At 70.2% G+C, this 13724-nt stretch carries 13 protein-coding genes and 1 pseudogene; 8 read left to right on the forward strand and 6 right to left on the reverse strand.

The annotated features are described in order from the left end of the window. The first annotated feature begins 127 nt into the window (after nucleotides 1-127). Nucleotides 128-838: a sensor histidine kinase gene (locus AB0N07_RS07865; protein ID WP_365833214.1), complete on the forward strand. Its 711-nt coding sequence runs from the start codon at nucleotides 128-130 to the stop codon at nucleotides 836-838. Next, nucleotides 835-1495: pseudogene (locus tag AB0N07_RS07870) on the forward strand (response regulator transcription factor). The gene AB0N07_RS07865 and the pseudogene AB0N07_RS07870 overlap by 4 nt, the downstream one beginning before the upstream one ends. A 184-nt stretch (nucleotides 1496-1679) precedes the next feature. Here the strand turns inward: AB0N07_RS07870 and AB0N07_RS07875 are convergent. Beyond that, complete coding sequence (locus AB0N07_RS07875) at nucleotides 1680-2102, reverse strand: secondary thiamine-phosphate synthase enzyme YjbQ (protein ID WP_365833216.1); 423 nt, start codon at nucleotides 2100-2102, stop codon at nucleotides 1680-1682. A 136-nt stretch (nucleotides 2103-2238) separates the two neighbouring features. Between AB0N07_RS07875 and AB0N07_RS07880 the strand changes: the two genes are divergently transcribed. The 5 genes from AB0N07_RS07880 (at nucleotide 2239) to AB0N07_RS07900 (ending at nucleotide 6267) form a co-directional block, all read left to right on the forward strand. Continuing rightward, entirely contained in the window at nucleotides 2239-2307 is a 69-nt protein-coding gene (locus AB0N07_RS07880) for a putative leader peptide (protein ID WP_351286961.1), read from the forward strand. A gap of 129 nt (nucleotides 2308-2436) precedes the next feature. Next, nucleotides 2437-3339 (forward strand): ABC transporter permease, encoded by a 903-nt coding sequence (locus AB0N07_RS07885; protein WP_365833218.1) that lies wholly within the window; start codon nucleotides 2437-2439, stop codon nucleotides 3337-3339. After that, the gene (locus AB0N07_RS07890) at nucleotides 3312-4052 is read left to right on the forward strand and encodes an ABC transporter ATP-binding protein (RefSeq protein WP_365833220.1); all 741 of its coding nucleotides are present in this window, start codon (nucleotides 3312-3314) and stop codon (nucleotides 4050-4052) included. The genes AB0N07_RS07885 and AB0N07_RS07890 overlap by 28 nt, the downstream gene beginning before the upstream one ends. A 41-nt stretch (nucleotides 4053-4093) precedes the next feature. After that, on the forward strand, nucleotides 4094-5116 hold the full coding sequence (locus AB0N07_RS07895) for an ABC transporter substrate-binding protein (protein WP_365833222.1): 1023 nt from the start codon (nucleotides 4094-4096) through the stop codon (nucleotides 5114-5116). A 65-nt stretch (nucleotides 5117-5181) separates the two neighbouring features. Next, on the forward strand, nucleotides 5182-6267 hold the full coding sequence (locus tag AB0N07_RS07900) for an NAD(P)-binding domain-containing protein (protein ID WP_365833224.1): 1086 nt from the start codon (nucleotides 5182-5184) through the stop codon (nucleotides 6265-6267). Between the two features lie 15 nt (nucleotides 6268-6282). Here AB0N07_RS07900 and mltG read toward each other — a convergent pair whose 3' ends face one another. Further along, nucleotides 6283-7218, reverse strand: coding sequence for an endolytic transglycosylase MltG (mltG, locus tag AB0N07_RS07905; RefSeq protein ID WP_365833226.1), 936 nt, complete (start codon nucleotides 7216-7218; stop codon nucleotides 6283-6285). Nucleotides 7219-7261: 43 nt separating this feature from the next. After that, entirely contained in the window at nucleotides 7262-9073 is a 1812-nt protein-coding gene (locus tag AB0N07_RS07910; RefSeq protein ID WP_365833228.1) for an ABC transporter ATP-binding protein, read from the reverse strand. Between the two features lie 93 nt (nucleotides 9074-9166). Here AB0N07_RS07910 and AB0N07_RS07915 point away from each other — a divergent pair, with 93 nt between their 5' ends. Beyond that, entirely contained in the window at nucleotides 9167-9619 is a 453-nt protein-coding gene (locus AB0N07_RS07915) for a MarR family transcriptional regulator (RefSeq protein ID WP_365833230.1), read from the forward strand. Between the two features lie 90 nt (nucleotides 9620-9709). Here AB0N07_RS07915 and AB0N07_RS07920 read toward each other — a convergent pair whose 3' ends face one another. From AB0N07_RS07920 to AB0N07_RS07930, 3 genes are all read right to left on the reverse strand, one after another. Beyond that, a complete protein-coding gene (locus AB0N07_RS07920) occupies nucleotides 9710-11056 on the reverse strand; it encodes a cation:dicarboxylase symporter family transporter (RefSeq protein WP_365833232.1) in 1347 nt (448 codons plus the stop codon). A gap of 168 nt (nucleotides 11057-11224) precedes the next feature. Then, nucleotides 11225-12820, reverse strand: a complete 1596-nt coding sequence (locus tag AB0N07_RS07925; RefSeq protein ID WP_365833235.1) for a peptide-N4-asparagine amidase — start codon at nucleotides 12818-12820, stop codon at nucleotides 11225-11227. Nucleotides 12821-12868: 48 nt separating this feature from the next. Further along, nucleotides 12869-13615 (reverse strand): L,D-transpeptidase family protein, encoded by a 747-nt coding sequence (locus AB0N07_RS07930; protein ID WP_365833237.1) that lies wholly within the window; start codon nucleotides 13613-13615, stop codon nucleotides 12869-12871. Nucleotides 13616-13724: the final 109 nt, after the last annotated feature.

Here is a 13724-nt window from a genome sequence, read left to right on the forward strand (position 1 = left end):
CCAGGGCGGTTTCGGCTCGGCGGTGTGGTCCAGCGCCCGTTCTCAGCCCGGTAGTGGTGGGCTGAGCGTTCAACCGAAAGGTTGAATCCAAGGACTCACCCAGGAGCTGGCCGGCACCCGCGGGGCGGTGGCGCGGCAGCAGCGTGAGGCCGGGCGGCTGGCGGAGCGGGCGCGTATCGCCCGGGACCTGCACGACACGCTCGCGCAGGAGATCGCCGGCAGCCGGATGCTGCTCCAAGCCGCCGAGCGCGACTGGGAGCGCCGTCCGGAGGCGGCCGGCAGGCAGGCAGGCAGGCAGGCAGGCAGGCAGGTGCGGGTGGTCACCGAAGCGCTCGGCAACCATCTCGCGCAGACCCGCGGCATCATCCAGGACCTCACCCCGCCGGTGCTCGCCGAGGACGGTCTGGAGTCGGCGCTGCGCGACCTGTGCGCCCGCACGGACACCACGGCCGGCACGCCCCGCATCTCCTTCCGTACCGAGCACGACGCCTGCCCGCTCCCGACCGAGCACGCAGTCGCCCTGCTGCGGGTCACCCAGGGGCTGCTCGCCAACGCGTGCGAGCACGCGAGCGCCCACCACGTGCAGGTGACCCTGGTGTACGGCGAGGAGGGGGCGGCGGCCGTCGAGGTGCACGACGACGGGACCGGCTTCGACCCGGGCGCCGTCCGGTCCGCCGGGGACTGCCGGGGCTTCGGGCTCGGCGGGGCGCGGGAGCGGCTGGTCGCGTTGGGCGGTTCGCTCGCCGTGGACAGCGCGCCGGGACGGGGCACCCGTGTGCGTGCGTCGCTGCGGGACCCGGCGCACGGGGTGCTCCGGATCCCGGTGAGCGCCCGATGAGCGAGGCCGTCGAGCCCACGCTGCGGATCCTGATCGTCGACGACCACACCGTCGTACGAGCCGGTCTGCGCGCCCTGGTGGAGGGCGAGCCCGGTTTCGACGTGGTCGGCGAGAGCGGGGACGGGCTCGAAGCGGTGCGGCTGGTTAAGCGGCTCGGTCCCGACGTCGTGCTCATGGACCTGCGCCTGACGGAGCCGGGCGCGGCGGGTGACGGCATCGAGGGCATCGAGGCGACCCGTCGGATCCTCGACGTCGACGCGCGCGTACGGGTCGTCGTGCTCACCAGCTACGGGCAGCCAGGCCGACGTACTGCGGGCCGTGGAGGCGGGGGCGCGCGGGTACGTCCTCAAGGCGGGCCCGCCCGAGGAACCGTTCCGCGCGGTGCGGGCCGCGGCGGCCGGGGGTGTGGCGCTGGCCCCGGAGGCCGCCGCCAGTGTCCTGGGGCGCGCGGCCGGGCCGCCGCTCAGCGAGCGGGAGGTCGAGGTCGTACGGCTCCTCGCGCAAGGGCACAGCAACCGGGCGATCGCCGGTGCGCTCTTCCTGGCCGAGGCGACGGTGAAGACCCACCTCGTCCGCATCTACCGAAAGCTCGGCGCCGAGAACCGCGCGGCCGCGGTCAGCGAGGCCGTCCGGCTCGGGCTGATCGAGCTGGCCTGACGCGCCGCGCGTAGGCCTGCTTCCAGCGGGCCCGCTGCCCCGGACGTCCCCCGTGACCCCGTTCCCTGCTTGTGAACATCCGCGGCTCAGTACCGTACTTCGTCCTCCGAACACCGTGCGGCCGTGACGCCCCGAGACAGCCCGGGCCACCTCCCGCATCCGTCGCAGGGGCGTTCGATCATGCTCAGCCCAGGAAGCTCAGTCGAACCTGACGGTTGACATTGGAGACGTTGGTGTCCACCAGACACACCGACTGCCAAGTCCCCAACTCCAGCCGCCCGCCCACCACAGGCAGCGTCGCATGCGGGGGTACGAGTGCCGGGAGGACGTGGTCGCGGCCATGTCCGGGGCTGCCGTGGCGGTGCTGCCAGCGGTCGTCGGCGGGGAGGAGGGTGTGGAGGGTGGCGAGGAGGTCGTCGTCGCTGCCGGAACCCGTTTCGAGGATGGCAATTCCGGCGGTTGCGTGGGGGACGAAGACGTTGAGGAGGCCGTCTCGGCCGTCGGCCGCCTCCTGCAGGAAGGCCTCGCAGTCGCGGGTCAGGTCGACGACCTGTTCCGTCGAGCCGGTGGTGATGTTCAGGACTCGGGTGGTGAAGGCATCTGACATGCCCCCATCCTGACCCATACGCCGGGTTTCGCAGATCATCGGCGGTTCGCTGGTTGATATGGGTGGTCCAGTCCGCGAGACGCCATTGACCGTGCACGGACGACCTGGCTACTTTCGCCGCATGTTGCGTTCAGCCATGCTCACCACGCGCGGTCACATCGACCTGCTGCGGGTGGCCTCCGCCGCGTGTCGCCGCGGCTGCTGACGTCTTCTCTCCTTTTTCCACTCCCCCTTTGCCTGTACTCCGCCGTACCCGCACGCTCCGCGTGACGTGGCGGCGCTGAGGCGCCAACCCCCCTCCCTCACCGGACGCTCTCCTCCCCATGGAGCACCCATGAGCATCAGCCATGCCCCGCCCGGCTCCTCTGAACCTGATATTTCCCCCATATCCGCATCGAAGGAAGCCGATGTCGACGAACTCGACTCGGCATCCCTCGAGCTCACCCCCATCGTCCCCGTCTCCTCCCGCCGCACCCGCATCCCGCGCTGGCTGCGCCGCACCGCAGGCCCCCTCCTGTTGCTCGCCCTGTGGCAACTGCTCAGCATCACCGGCGTGTTGGCGTCGGACGTGCTCGCCTCACCCGGCCGGATCGCCCAGGTCGCCGGGGATCTGATCGATGACGGTTCACTGGCCTCCGCCATGGGCACCTCGCTGCAGCGCGTGGCGTTCGGGCTGCTCCTTGGCACCGTCATCGGAACCGGACTCGCCCTGGTCTCCGGTCTGTTCAGGATCGGCGAGGATCTGGTGGACGCGCCGGTGCAGATGCTGCGGACCGTGCCGTTCGTGGGTCTGATCCCGCTGTTCATCATCTGGTTCGGCATCGGTGAGGCCCCGAAGGTCGCCATCATCACACTCGGTGTGACCTTCCCGCTCTACCTCAACGTGTACGCCGGAATCCGCGGCGTGGACGCCCAGTTGATCGAGGCAGGGGAGTCGCTGGGCCTCTCCCGCTGGGGGCTCGTGCGGCATGTCGTGCTGCCGGGGGCCCTGCCCGGCGCGCTGACCGGGCTGCGCTACTCCCTCGGCATCGCCTGGCTGGCACTGGTCTTCGCCGAGCAGGTCAACGCCGACTCCGGCATCGGCTTCCTGATGGTCCAGGCACGGGACTTCCTGCGCACCGACGTGATCGTGGTCTGCCTGATCGTCTACGCCTTCCTCGGCCTGCTGGCCGACTTCATCGTCCGCTCCCTCGAAAGGCTGCTGCTGCAATGGCGACCGACGTTCACCGGCCGGTGACCCCGCAGACTGCGGTACGGGTCGAGGGGCTGACCCGCTCCTTCGACGGCCGCGCCGTCATCGAAGACCTCCAACTCGACGTGCGGCCGGGTGAGTTCGTCGCCCTGCTCGGTCGCAGCGGCTGCGGCAAGTCCACCCTGCTGCGCATCCTGGCGGGCCTCGACCGCGACATCGAGGGCACCGTCCTGGTGCCGCGCCGCAAGGCCGTCGCCTTCCAGGCGCCACGGCTGATGCCGTGGAAGAAGGTGTGGCGCAACGTGCTGCTCGGCCTGCCGGGAAAGCCCGCACGGGCCGTCGCCGAACAGGCCCTGGACGAGGTCGGCCTCGGCCACCGCTCCGACGCCTGGCCCAAGACCCTCTCCGGCGGCGAGGCCCAACGCGCCTCCCTCGCCCGGGCGTTGGTCCGCGAGCCCGATCTGCTGCTGCTCGACGAGCCGTTCGGCGCGCTCGACGCGCTCACCCGTATCAAGGCGCAGCGCCTGGTGGGCGAGTTGTGGCAGCGCCGGGGCTGCGCGGTGCTGCTGGTCACACACGACGTCGAGGAGGCCGTCCTGCTCGCCGACCGCGTCCTGGTGATGGACGACGGCGTCATCGCGCACGAGCAGGAGGTCGATCTCGACCGGCCGCGCGACATCACCGATCCCCGGTTCGCCGAGCTGCGCGCCGGACTGCTGGAACGGCTCGGCGTCGACACCGCCGCCGAAGCCGCCTGAACGCCCCTCCCCACCTCAGTTACACAGAACGGATCCTCCCGATGCGACGACGTCTCGCCCCTGCCGCGCTGCTCCTCCCCTTCGCTCTCCTGCTCACCGCCTGCGGCGGGAACTCGTCCGCGAGCACGGGGACCGGCACCGACGGCCAGGGGTCGCTCACCCTCAATGTCGGTGACCAGAAGGGCGGTTCCGCGGCCATCCTGCGGGCCGCCGGGGAGCTCAAGAACCTCGACTACAAGATCAAGTGGTCCACCTTCACCTCCGGGCCGCCGCTGCTGGAGGCCGTCAATGCCAAGGCCGTCGACATCGGCGGCGTCGGCAACACCCCGCCGGTCTTCGCCGCCGGCGCGGGCTCGAAGATCACGGTCGTGGCCGCCTTCCACGGCACCTCCAAGGGCGACGCCATCCTCGTACCGAACGACTCGAAGCTGTCGAAGCCCCAGGACCTCAAGGGCAAGTCGGTCGCCGTGGCACAGGGGTCCTCCGCCAACTACCAGTTGGTCGCCTCCCTCAAGGCGGCCGGGCTGAGCCTGAGCGACGTCAAGGTCAAGTATCTGCAGCCGGCCGACGCGCTGGCCGCGTTCACCTCCGGCAAGGTGGACGCGTGGGCGGTGTGGGACCCGTACACCTCGCAGATCCTGCAGGGCAAGCAGGGCCGCGTGCTCACCACCGGCGACGGCATCACCAACGGCCTGACCTTCCAGGTGGCGGCGCCGAGTGCGCTGCAGGACAAGAAGAAGGCCGCCGCCATCAAGGACTATCTGGAGCGGCTGCGGCGGGCCACGGCGTGGGTCTACGGCCACCAGGAGGAGTGGGCGAAGGTCTGGGCGAAGGACACCGGTCTGCCGTACGAGGTGGCGCTGGCCTCGGTGCGGCGCACCAACGCCACCCGGATCTCGGTCGCCGTCGACAAACCGCTCATCGCCTCCGAGCAGCAGATCGCCGATACCTTCACCGGCTTGAAGCTCATCCCGAAGAAGGTCGACTTCGGCGCCTTCGTGGACACCCGCTACAACGGCAACCTGCCGGCCTCGACCACTCCCGCCCGGGCGTCCGAGGGCTGAGCACGTCACACTGTTCGGCACGTCACCGTGGGAAGATCCACGATGTCCGCGCGGTTGGTGGAAACGTGAACAACACGCGCGAGGTCGAGGTAGTCGTCGTGGGCGCTGGTCAGGCGGGTCTGTCCAGCGCCTATCACCTGCGGCGCACCGGTTTCGAGCCGGGGCGTGACTTCGTGGTGCTCGACCACTCCCCCGGACCGGGCGGCGCCTGGCAGTTCCGGTGGCCGTCGCTGACCTACGGCAAGGTGCACGGCATGCATGCGCTGCCGGGCATGGAGCTGACCGGCGCCGATCCGGCACGGCCCTCGTCCGAGGTGATCACCGAGTACTTCGCCTCGTACGAACGCACCTTCGATCTGCAGGTCCGGCGGCCCGTCGATGTGCATGCCGTGCGGGAGGGCGTGGACGGGCGGCTGCTTGTCGAGACCTCGGACGGCGACTGGTCGACGCGGGCGCTGATCAACGCGACCGGCACCTGGGACCGGCCGTTCTGGCCGCGCTATCCCGGTCAGGAGAGCTTCCGCGGGCGGCAGTTGCACACGGCGCAGTATCCCGATCCCGAGGCGTTCGCCGGACAGCGGGTGGTAGTGGTGGGCGGGGGCGCCTCGGGTACGCAGCATCTGCTGGAGATCGCGCCGTACGCGGCTGCCACCACATGGGTGACCAGGCGGCCGCCGGTCTTCCGTGAGGGCCCCTTCACCGAGGACGTGGGGCGGGCGGCCGTCGCGCTCGTCGAGGAGCGGGTGCGGCAGGGGCTGCCGCCGAAGAGTGTCGTCTCGGTCACCGGACTGCCGCTGAACGACGCGGTCCGGCAGGGCATCGCGGACGGGGTTCTCGACCGCCGGCCCATGTTCGACCGGATCACCCCGGACGGGGTGGAGTGGAACGACGGTCAGCGGGTGGAGGCCGACGTCATCCTGTGGGCCACCGGGTTCCGGGCGGCCGTCGACCATCTGCGGCCGCTGCGGCTGCGCGAGCCGGGCGGCGGGATCCGCGTCGAGGGCACGCGTGCGGTCGCCGATCCGCGGGTCCATCTCGTCGGCTACGGACCCTCGGCCAGCACCATCGGCGCCAACCGGGCGGGCCGGGCCGCCGTACGGGACATCCGGCGACTGCCGGCCGGGCGGCCGACCGAGCCCGTCGCCGTCTGACGGCCGCTCCGCGGGCTACTTCGCGACCTGCGGAACGGGGCTGTTCTGCACGGTCAGCGGAGCGGAGCTGCTCTGCGTGACCAGTGGAGCGGAGGTGCTCTGCGTGACCAGTGGAGCGGAGCCGTTCTGCCGGGCGTTGAACTCCGCCACATTGCGCTGGTGTTCGGCGAAGTCCGCGGTGAAGCGGGTGTCGCCCGGCTTGACCGTGACGAAGTACAGCCAGTCGCCCGCGGGCGGGTTGATCGCGGCCCGCATCGCCTCCTCGCCCGGGTTGTCGATCGGGGTGGGCGGCAGGCCCATGCGCTGGTAGGAGTTGTAGGGACTGACGAGCTTCGTGTCGTCGGCGCTGGTCTTCAGCGTGGCGCGCTTGAGGGCGTAATTGAGGGTGGAGTCCATCTGCAGCGGCATCCCGCGCTCCAGCCGGTTGAAGACGACCCGCGCCACCTTGCCCATGTCGGCCTTCGAGGCGGCCTCGGCCTGCACGATGCTCGCGACGGTGACCGCCTGGTAGACGTTCATCGCGTTGCGCTGCGCGCCGGCTGCGACGGGGGCACCGTTGAACCTCTTGTTGGCGGTGTTGACCATGAACGACAGCAGGGACTCGGGCGTCGCCTTCTTCGTGACGGGATAGGTCGCGGGGAAGAGGTAGCCCTCCGGGTTGCCCGCGGCGTCCGTCGGCAGCTTCAGGCGGGCCTTCGGAAGTGCCTTCTCGGTGCTGCCGGCGGGCAGGGCGAGGGCCTTGTCGACGGCGCCGTAGACCTGGCTCGCGCGCCAGCCCTCCGGGATCACCAGGGAGGCGGGTTTGGCCTCCTGCACGCCGTGCCGCACGGTCAGCAGCGGCACCACCACGGCGGCGGCGGCCACCACGGCTCCGGTCGCGAGGAGGATGAGGACGAGTCGGCCCCGGCGCGTCAGTCGGATCGTGCCCCGTGGCGGAATGTTCTGATGCATGCGGGCACGGTAACCCGCATATCACCATAAACCCGACAGATCTTCAGCCTGTCGGTTCCAGTTGGGCATCCCGGCGTACGAGGGCCGCGTACCGCCCGTCCCGATCCAGCAGTTCCTCGTGTGTGCCCCGTTCGGCGACGCGGCCGGAGTCGAGGACCACGATCTGGTCGGCGCCGCGGACGGTGGAGAGGCGGTGCGCGATGGTGACCGTGGTGCGGTTGGCCGACAGGGCGTCGATGGCCTCCTGGACGGCCGCCTCGGTGCGGTTGTCCAGGGCGCTCGTCGCCTCGTCGAGGATCAGGACCGGCGGGTCGCGCAGGATGGTGCGGGCTATCGCCAGGCGCTGCTTCTCGCCGCCGGAGAAGCGATGGCCGCGCTCGCCGACGACGGTGTCGTACCCGTCGGGCAGCGACGCGATGTGGTCATGGATCTGGGCCGCCCTGGCCGCCGCGTGCAGCTCCTCGTCGGTGGCGTCCGGCTTGGCGAAGCGCAGGTTCTCGGCGACCGAGGCGTGGAAGAGATACGTCTCCTGGGAGACGACGCCGACCGCGCGCGCGAGGGTGTCGAAGTCGAGGTCGCGGACGTCGACGCCGTCGAGGGTGACGCGGCCGCCGGTGACGTCGTACAGCCGCGGGACCAGATAGCCGAGCGTCGACTTGCCGGCGCCGGTGGGGCCGACGACGGCGAGGCTGCTGCCGGCGGGAACGGTGACGTCGATGCCGTCGAGGGTGGGGCCGCTCTGGTTGTCGTTGCTGTCGTAGCGGAACGAGACGTCCTCGAAGCGGACTTCGCCCTTGATCCGGTCGAGGTGTACCGGGTTCTCCCGCTCGGTGATGTCGATCGGCAGGTCGAGGTATTCGAAGATGCGCTGGAAGAGCGCGAGCGAGCTCTGGATCTGCACGCCGGTCGACAGCAGGCTCACCGCCGGGCGGAACAGGCCCTGCTGGAGCGAGACGAAGGCGACGATGGTGCCGATGGAGATGCCGGGACCGCCCGTCTGGAGGGCGATGCCCGCGGTCCAGTAGATGACGGCCGGCATGGCGGCCATGACGATCGTGATGACCGCCATCCGCCAGCGGCCGGACATGTTCGACCTCACCTCGAGGTCGACCAGCTCCTCGGACTCCTCGGCGAAGGACTTCGTCAGCGAGTCGGAGCGGCCCATGGTGCGGCCCAGCAGGATGCCGCTGACGGAGAGCGACTCGGTGACCGTGGCGGCCATGGCGGCCATCTGCTTCTGACGCTCGGTGGTGATCTTCTTGCGTTCCCTGCCGACGCGGCGGCTGATCCACACGAAGACCGGGAGCAGCAGGAGCGAGACGACGGTCAGGCGCCAGTCGAGGGCGATCATCGCGACGATCGTGGCGACCACGCTGGTCAGGTTGGAGACCAGGGAGGTGGCGGTGGAGGTGACGGTGGCCTGCATGCCGCCGATGTCGTTGGCTATGCGGGACTGGACCTCGCCGGTGCGTGTGCGCGTGAAGAACGCGAGCGACATGCGCTGCAGCCGGCCGTAGACGGCGGTGCGCAGGTCGTGCATGACGCGCTGGCCGACCGTCGTGGAGATCAGCGTCTGCAGTACGCCGAAGACGCTGGTGAGGACGGCGCTGAGGATCATGCCGAGCGCGAGCAGGCTGAGCAGGCCGGTGCGGCCCTGGGGGATCGCGACGTCGAGGGTCGCCTTGAGCAGGAAGGGCGTGGCCACGGAGACCAGCGAGGCGGCGCCGACCAGCAGGCCGACCACGGCGAGCCGGGCGCGGTAGGGGCGGAAGAGTCTCAGGATGCGGCGCACCTGCCGGGGCTGCTCCTTGGCATCGGCCGGCGGTGTCCAGCGGGGTTCTCGATCGGGGTGCAATGGACTCCTAGGGAGTGAGGTGGCGAAGACGGGCGGAGCCTAGCTCATTGTTACCTATGCTCACAATGAATTAGGTCCTGATATTGTTCCCGTATGGCCACCCCCGATTCCGACAGCCTGCTCGCCGAGCAGCTGTTGCGGTTCACCCGCCGTGTGCACCGCATCCAGAAGCGGCACATCGAGCAGTGCGGCCTGGGCGTCACCCCGGCCCAGTCCCGGCTGCTGCGCACACTGGCGCACTGGAGCTCACCACCGCGCATGGCCGACCTGGCCGAGCGCCTCGAGGTGGTACCCCGGGCGGTGACCACCCTGGTCGACGGGCTGGAGGCGAGCGGCAAGGTGCGCCGGGTCCCCGACCCGAGCAACCGCCGGGTGATCCGCATCGAGCTCACGGATGACGGACGGAAGGCACTCCGGGAGCTCCGCGGGGCGCGCCGGTCCGCCGCCTCGGAGATTCTCGCTCCGCTGACGGATGAGCAGCGTGCGGTGCTGGGCGGATTGTTGAACACTCTTGTTGACGACGCGCCGGAGTGGCGCTGCAAGTAGGGGGCCTCAACGGTTCGCGGGCGGCTGCGGGTGCGTGGCGCGACAAGCCACGAACCACCCGCAGCCGCCCGCGAAGCAGGGCACCCCGAGCTACTGGGCGACAGGCACCGTCGGCTCCGGCGCAGAGGACTCCGACTCGTCAGCGACAACTGAACCGTCCAGCACCTTCTTCGCCTGCTCCACGTCCAGCGCCCCCTCCCAGCGAGAGACGGCGAACACGGCGACACAGTTGCCGAGCAGGTTCGTCACCACCCGCATCGAGTCCATGATCCGGTCCACGCCCAGCAGCAGCGCCACCGCTCCGGCCGGGACGGCGCCCAGCGAGGAGGCGGTCGCGGACAGGGCGAGGAAGGCGGAACCGGGGATGCCGGCCATGCCCTTGCTGGTCAGCATCAGCACCAGGACGACGGTGATCTGCTGGCCCAGGCTGAGGTCGACGCCGACGGCCTGGGCGATGAACAGCGTGCCGATGGAGAGGTAGAGCGAGGCGCCGTCGAGGTTGAAGGAGTACCCGGTGGGCAGCACCAGGCCCACGGCGTCGTCGCGGGCGCCGGCCCTGCGCAGCTTCTGCATCACACGCGGCATGACGGACTCGGTGGACGCGGTGCCGAGCGCAAGGAGCATCTCCTCGCGGATGTAGCGCAGGAACTTCCACAGGCTCAGCCCGGCGACCATGCGCAGGGCGACGGCGAGCAGCGCGATGAACAGCGCCGCGGCGACGTAGCACAGGATGATCAGCTTGGCGTAGGTCTCGATCACTCCGAGCCCGTACTGGCCGATCAGGACGGCCATGGCACCGAACACCGCGATCGGGGCCAGCCGCATCACGAAGCCGACGATCGCGAAGATGACCTCCTGGGCCTGCTCGATGGCGGGCAGCACCTGGGGCACCTTGGTGTGGCCGAGGTGCAGCAGAGCCGCGCCCACCAGGCAGGCCAGGATGAGCACTTGGAGCAGGGAGTTCTCGGCGAAGGCGCCGATGAAACTGGTGGGCAGCGCGTTGACGATGAACTCGGTCGTCGAGGGCAGCGCCCCGCCACCCGTCTTCGCGTCGACCGCCTTGGTGCTCAGCGTGGACGGGTCGACATGCATGCCCGAGCCGGGCTGGACGACGTTGGCGGCGACCAGGCCGATGATCAGCGCGGCGGTGCTGGCGACCTCGAACCAGATCAGGGCCTTGAGCCCGATCCGGCCGAAGGCCTTGAGGTCACCGGCCTTGGCGATGCCGACGACGACCACGCAGAACACCAGCGGCGAGATGATCGTCTTGATGAGCCGGGTGAAACCGTCGCCGAGCGGCTGAAGATCCGCGGCGAAGCCGGGCCACAGCTTCCCGACGACGATTCCGAGCACGAGCGCGCAGAGGACCTGAGCGAACAGAGAGGTACGCAGTATGCGTGCGACGCGTCGCGGGGCGGACGGGACGGACGGCGGCACGGGCACTCCTAGTGGGGACGTCAACCTCACAGAAGCCGGGGAGACTTCTGCGATACGGAAAGCGGATTCCGTGACGATCACTTTCGCGCTCGGGATGATCCAGCCCGCAACCTCTGTGTTGCGGACATGTAAATCACGCCCCCTGTGACGCATCGCACACAATTGGCCTCAGCAGCCGTCCCGTTCCTCCGTGAGCACCCCCTGAACGGTTGTGAGCGAGTGGTCGTAGCAGCCCGCCGAGCCGTACAGCCGGTAGCGCTCGCTGGTTGTACCGACCGCATGCCGCTGATCGCGCGGGACGCCCGTCGCATAGGCGGCATCGCCGCTGACCGTGTCGTCCAGCCGCGACCAGGCTGTCGGCCGGCCTCCGCGCGACTCGACGACGGCGGCACGGTCGCCGAGCGTCAGCACGGTGCGCAGCCGGGCGTCGTCGCCGATCGTGGTCGAGCCGCTCATCGTGTACGTGCGGTGGGTGAACGTCGTGCGGGCCGGTCCGCGCCCGTCGACGGTCACTGACTCGTCGTCGGTCCATTTCGCGTCGAGGCCGTCCACGTTCTCGCCGTCGGTCCACCGATGGATGGAGGTGTTGGCGAGCGTGCGGCTGACCGTGGTGGTCACCCGCCCGTGCGAGGTGTCGACGTATCCGGAGACGGTCAGCCGGTGACCGGCCTCGGTGTCCACCCGCTCCGGTGAACCGGCCGTGTACGTCGAGGAGTTCGCGAGCTCGCCCGCCCGGTCCACCGTGAGCCTTCCGGGCACGTGCGTCCGCCCGGCGTCCTGCCACACCAGTACGTCGACCGGCGCGCTCCAGCCGCTCTGCCCCTCGGGGACGCCCACCACCGAGACGTCGACCTTGTGCGAGCGGCCGTCGTTGAGCAACCCCGCGAAGGGTGTCAGGTCGTATTCGATCGGCTTGACGTCGAAGGCGCGCGGTGCCGGAACGACGTACCAGAGGAAGGGGTTGGACCAGCCCCCGGTCCACACGTGCGGAAACGGCGCGGCGATTCCGGCCGGCTGGCCGTCGACCTTGATCTGCACCTCGCGGTACGGGCCGCCGTCGGCCTGGCAGGAATACGGTGCCTTGCCGGGCACCGCCAGATACCAGAACTCCTCGCAGCCGCCGCCCGATCCGGTGGCGTACACCTCGGCGAGGATGCGTTCGCTGTTGCGCGGGGTGGTGAGGGTGTTGCCCTCACCGAGGGTGAGGACCTTGTCGGCGGGCGCTGCGGCCGGTTCGCCCGGATAGAAGGTGAGTGTGACCTTGACGTCGAGCACGCCGGTGTAGGTGTCGTCGACGACGTTCCCGATGAGCATCTCGACGTCCTGGCTGCTGCGGAAGGTGTCGCTGTAGCGCGTGACGTCCTTTTCGACGGACCAGGCGATGCCGTCGGGCGAGGGCTCGGGGGTGGAGGTGCGAAGGATCTCGACCCCGCCGACGTGCAGATAGCCGATCCGGTCGAACTGCCGCCCCTTGACCTTGCCGTCGAGGCGCAGCACCACCTTGCTCCAGCGGTCGCCACAGCCCTCGGGTGGTGTGTACGTTCCCCTGTAGGGGGTGAAGTCCTTGAACTGGGCCTCGGCGAGCGTGACTTGGCAGGACTTGCCGGCCGGTCTGTCGACGGGCGGAGCCGCCGTCACCGGGTCGTGCCAGTCGGTGCCGAACTCGGCGGGCACGTCGGCGGCGCCGGCCGGCCCCGCCCCGAGGAGGGCGCTCGCCAGGAGGGCTGCTCCGGCGAGCATGGACATGACGATCCGTCTCTTCATGGCCCGTGTTCTACGGGGAGTCGGCACCCCGTGGCAATGAGGCCTCCGTCAGAAGTGCCGGGCCCCCAGGTCCGCCCTGTCCCCCATCACCACCACGGGATGCCGGTCCGGGTCGAGCGTGCGCAGCAGGTACTCCATCGCCGCCTTGGACAGGCTGATGCAGGCCGACGTACCGCTGCCGTGGTCCATGTGCAGCCAGATGCTGCCGCCCTTCGCGTCGCCCTCGGGGCGGGTCGGGTCGTTGGGCGCGGTGCCCTTGACGCGGTTGTAGTCGATGGCGATGACGTAGTCGAAGTCGTGCCAGTGCGAGGCGGCCCACCGGCGCGGGGCCGCGAAGGACGCGTCGCGCGTGTACGGGAGCCGGGCGCCGGGGTCGGGCAGGACACCGCCCGCGTCGGTGAGGGTGAACACGCCGACAGGACTGCGCCGGTCCCCCTCGTGGTGGTCGGCGGTCCAGCCCTTCTTGCCGTTGTGCGCCGGCCAGCTGCGGGTCCGCCCCCAGCTCGAGCCGTGCTTCGTGTACAGCACGACAGTGGAGTCCGCGGAGTCCCTGCCCGTCCCGTAGACCGCCACGACCTGACGGGAGTTCGCTGGAATCCGCTGTCTCAGGCGGTCGCCGATGCCGGGGATGCGGGCGCCCTGGGCGGCACGTGCGCGCGTGGCGGCCGTATTGCCCGCGGCGTCTGTCTGTGCGGTACTGCTGTCCTGCGCGCCGCCGCACGCGGTCAAGGCCGACAAAAGGGCTCCCAGGGCCGCCGTCGCGGCCGCCGCACGCGGTGCACCGATCTTTCGCATCGCCCCATTTTGTACCAAGGCCGGGAAGTTAAGGCTGGCTGGGGCGCTGTCCAGGCGCGGGTGGGCGTGCTGGCCCTGCGGTGAATGACGAACGGGACCGCTGGTAGAT

This window comes from Streptomyces sp. NPDC051172 (assembly GCF_040682555.1).
Lineage (GTDB): Bacteria > Actinomycetota > Actinomycetes > Streptomycetales > Streptomycetaceae > Streptomyces.

Bases quoted from the DNA above. Each gene is read 5' to 3' on its own strand.
- AB0N07_RS07875 (WP_365833216.1), bottom strand. From the start codon at position 2,102: ATGTCAGATGCCTTCACCACCCGAGTCCTGAACATCACCACCGGCTCG.
- AB0N07_RS07885 (WP_365833218.1), top strand. From the start codon at position 2,437: ATGAGCATCAGCCATGCCCCGCCCGGCTCCTCTGAACCTGATATTTCC.
- AB0N07_RS07890 (WP_365833220.1), top strand. From the start codon at position 3,312: ATGGCGACCGACGTTCACCGGCCGGTGACCCCGCAGACTGCGGTACGG.
- AB0N07_RS07895 (WP_365833222.1), top strand. From the start codon at position 4,094: ATGCGACGACGTCTCGCCCCTGCCGCGCTGCTCCTCCCCTTCGCTCTC.
- mltG (WP_365833226.1), bottom strand. From the start codon at position 7,218: ATGCATCAGAACATTCCGCCACGGGGCACGATCCGACTGACGCGCCGG.
- AB0N07_RS07915 (WP_365833230.1), top strand. From the start codon at position 9,167: ATGGCCACCCCCGATTCCGACAGCCTGCTCGCCGAGCAGCTGTTGCGG.
- AB0N07_RS07925 (WP_365833235.1), bottom strand. From the start codon at position 12,820: ATGAAGAGACGGATCGTCATGTCCATGCTCGCCGGAGCAGCCCTCCTG.
- AB0N07_RS07930 (WP_365833237.1), bottom strand. From the start codon at position 13,615: ATGCGAAAGATCGGTGCACCGCGTGCGGCGGCCGCGACGGCGGCCCTG.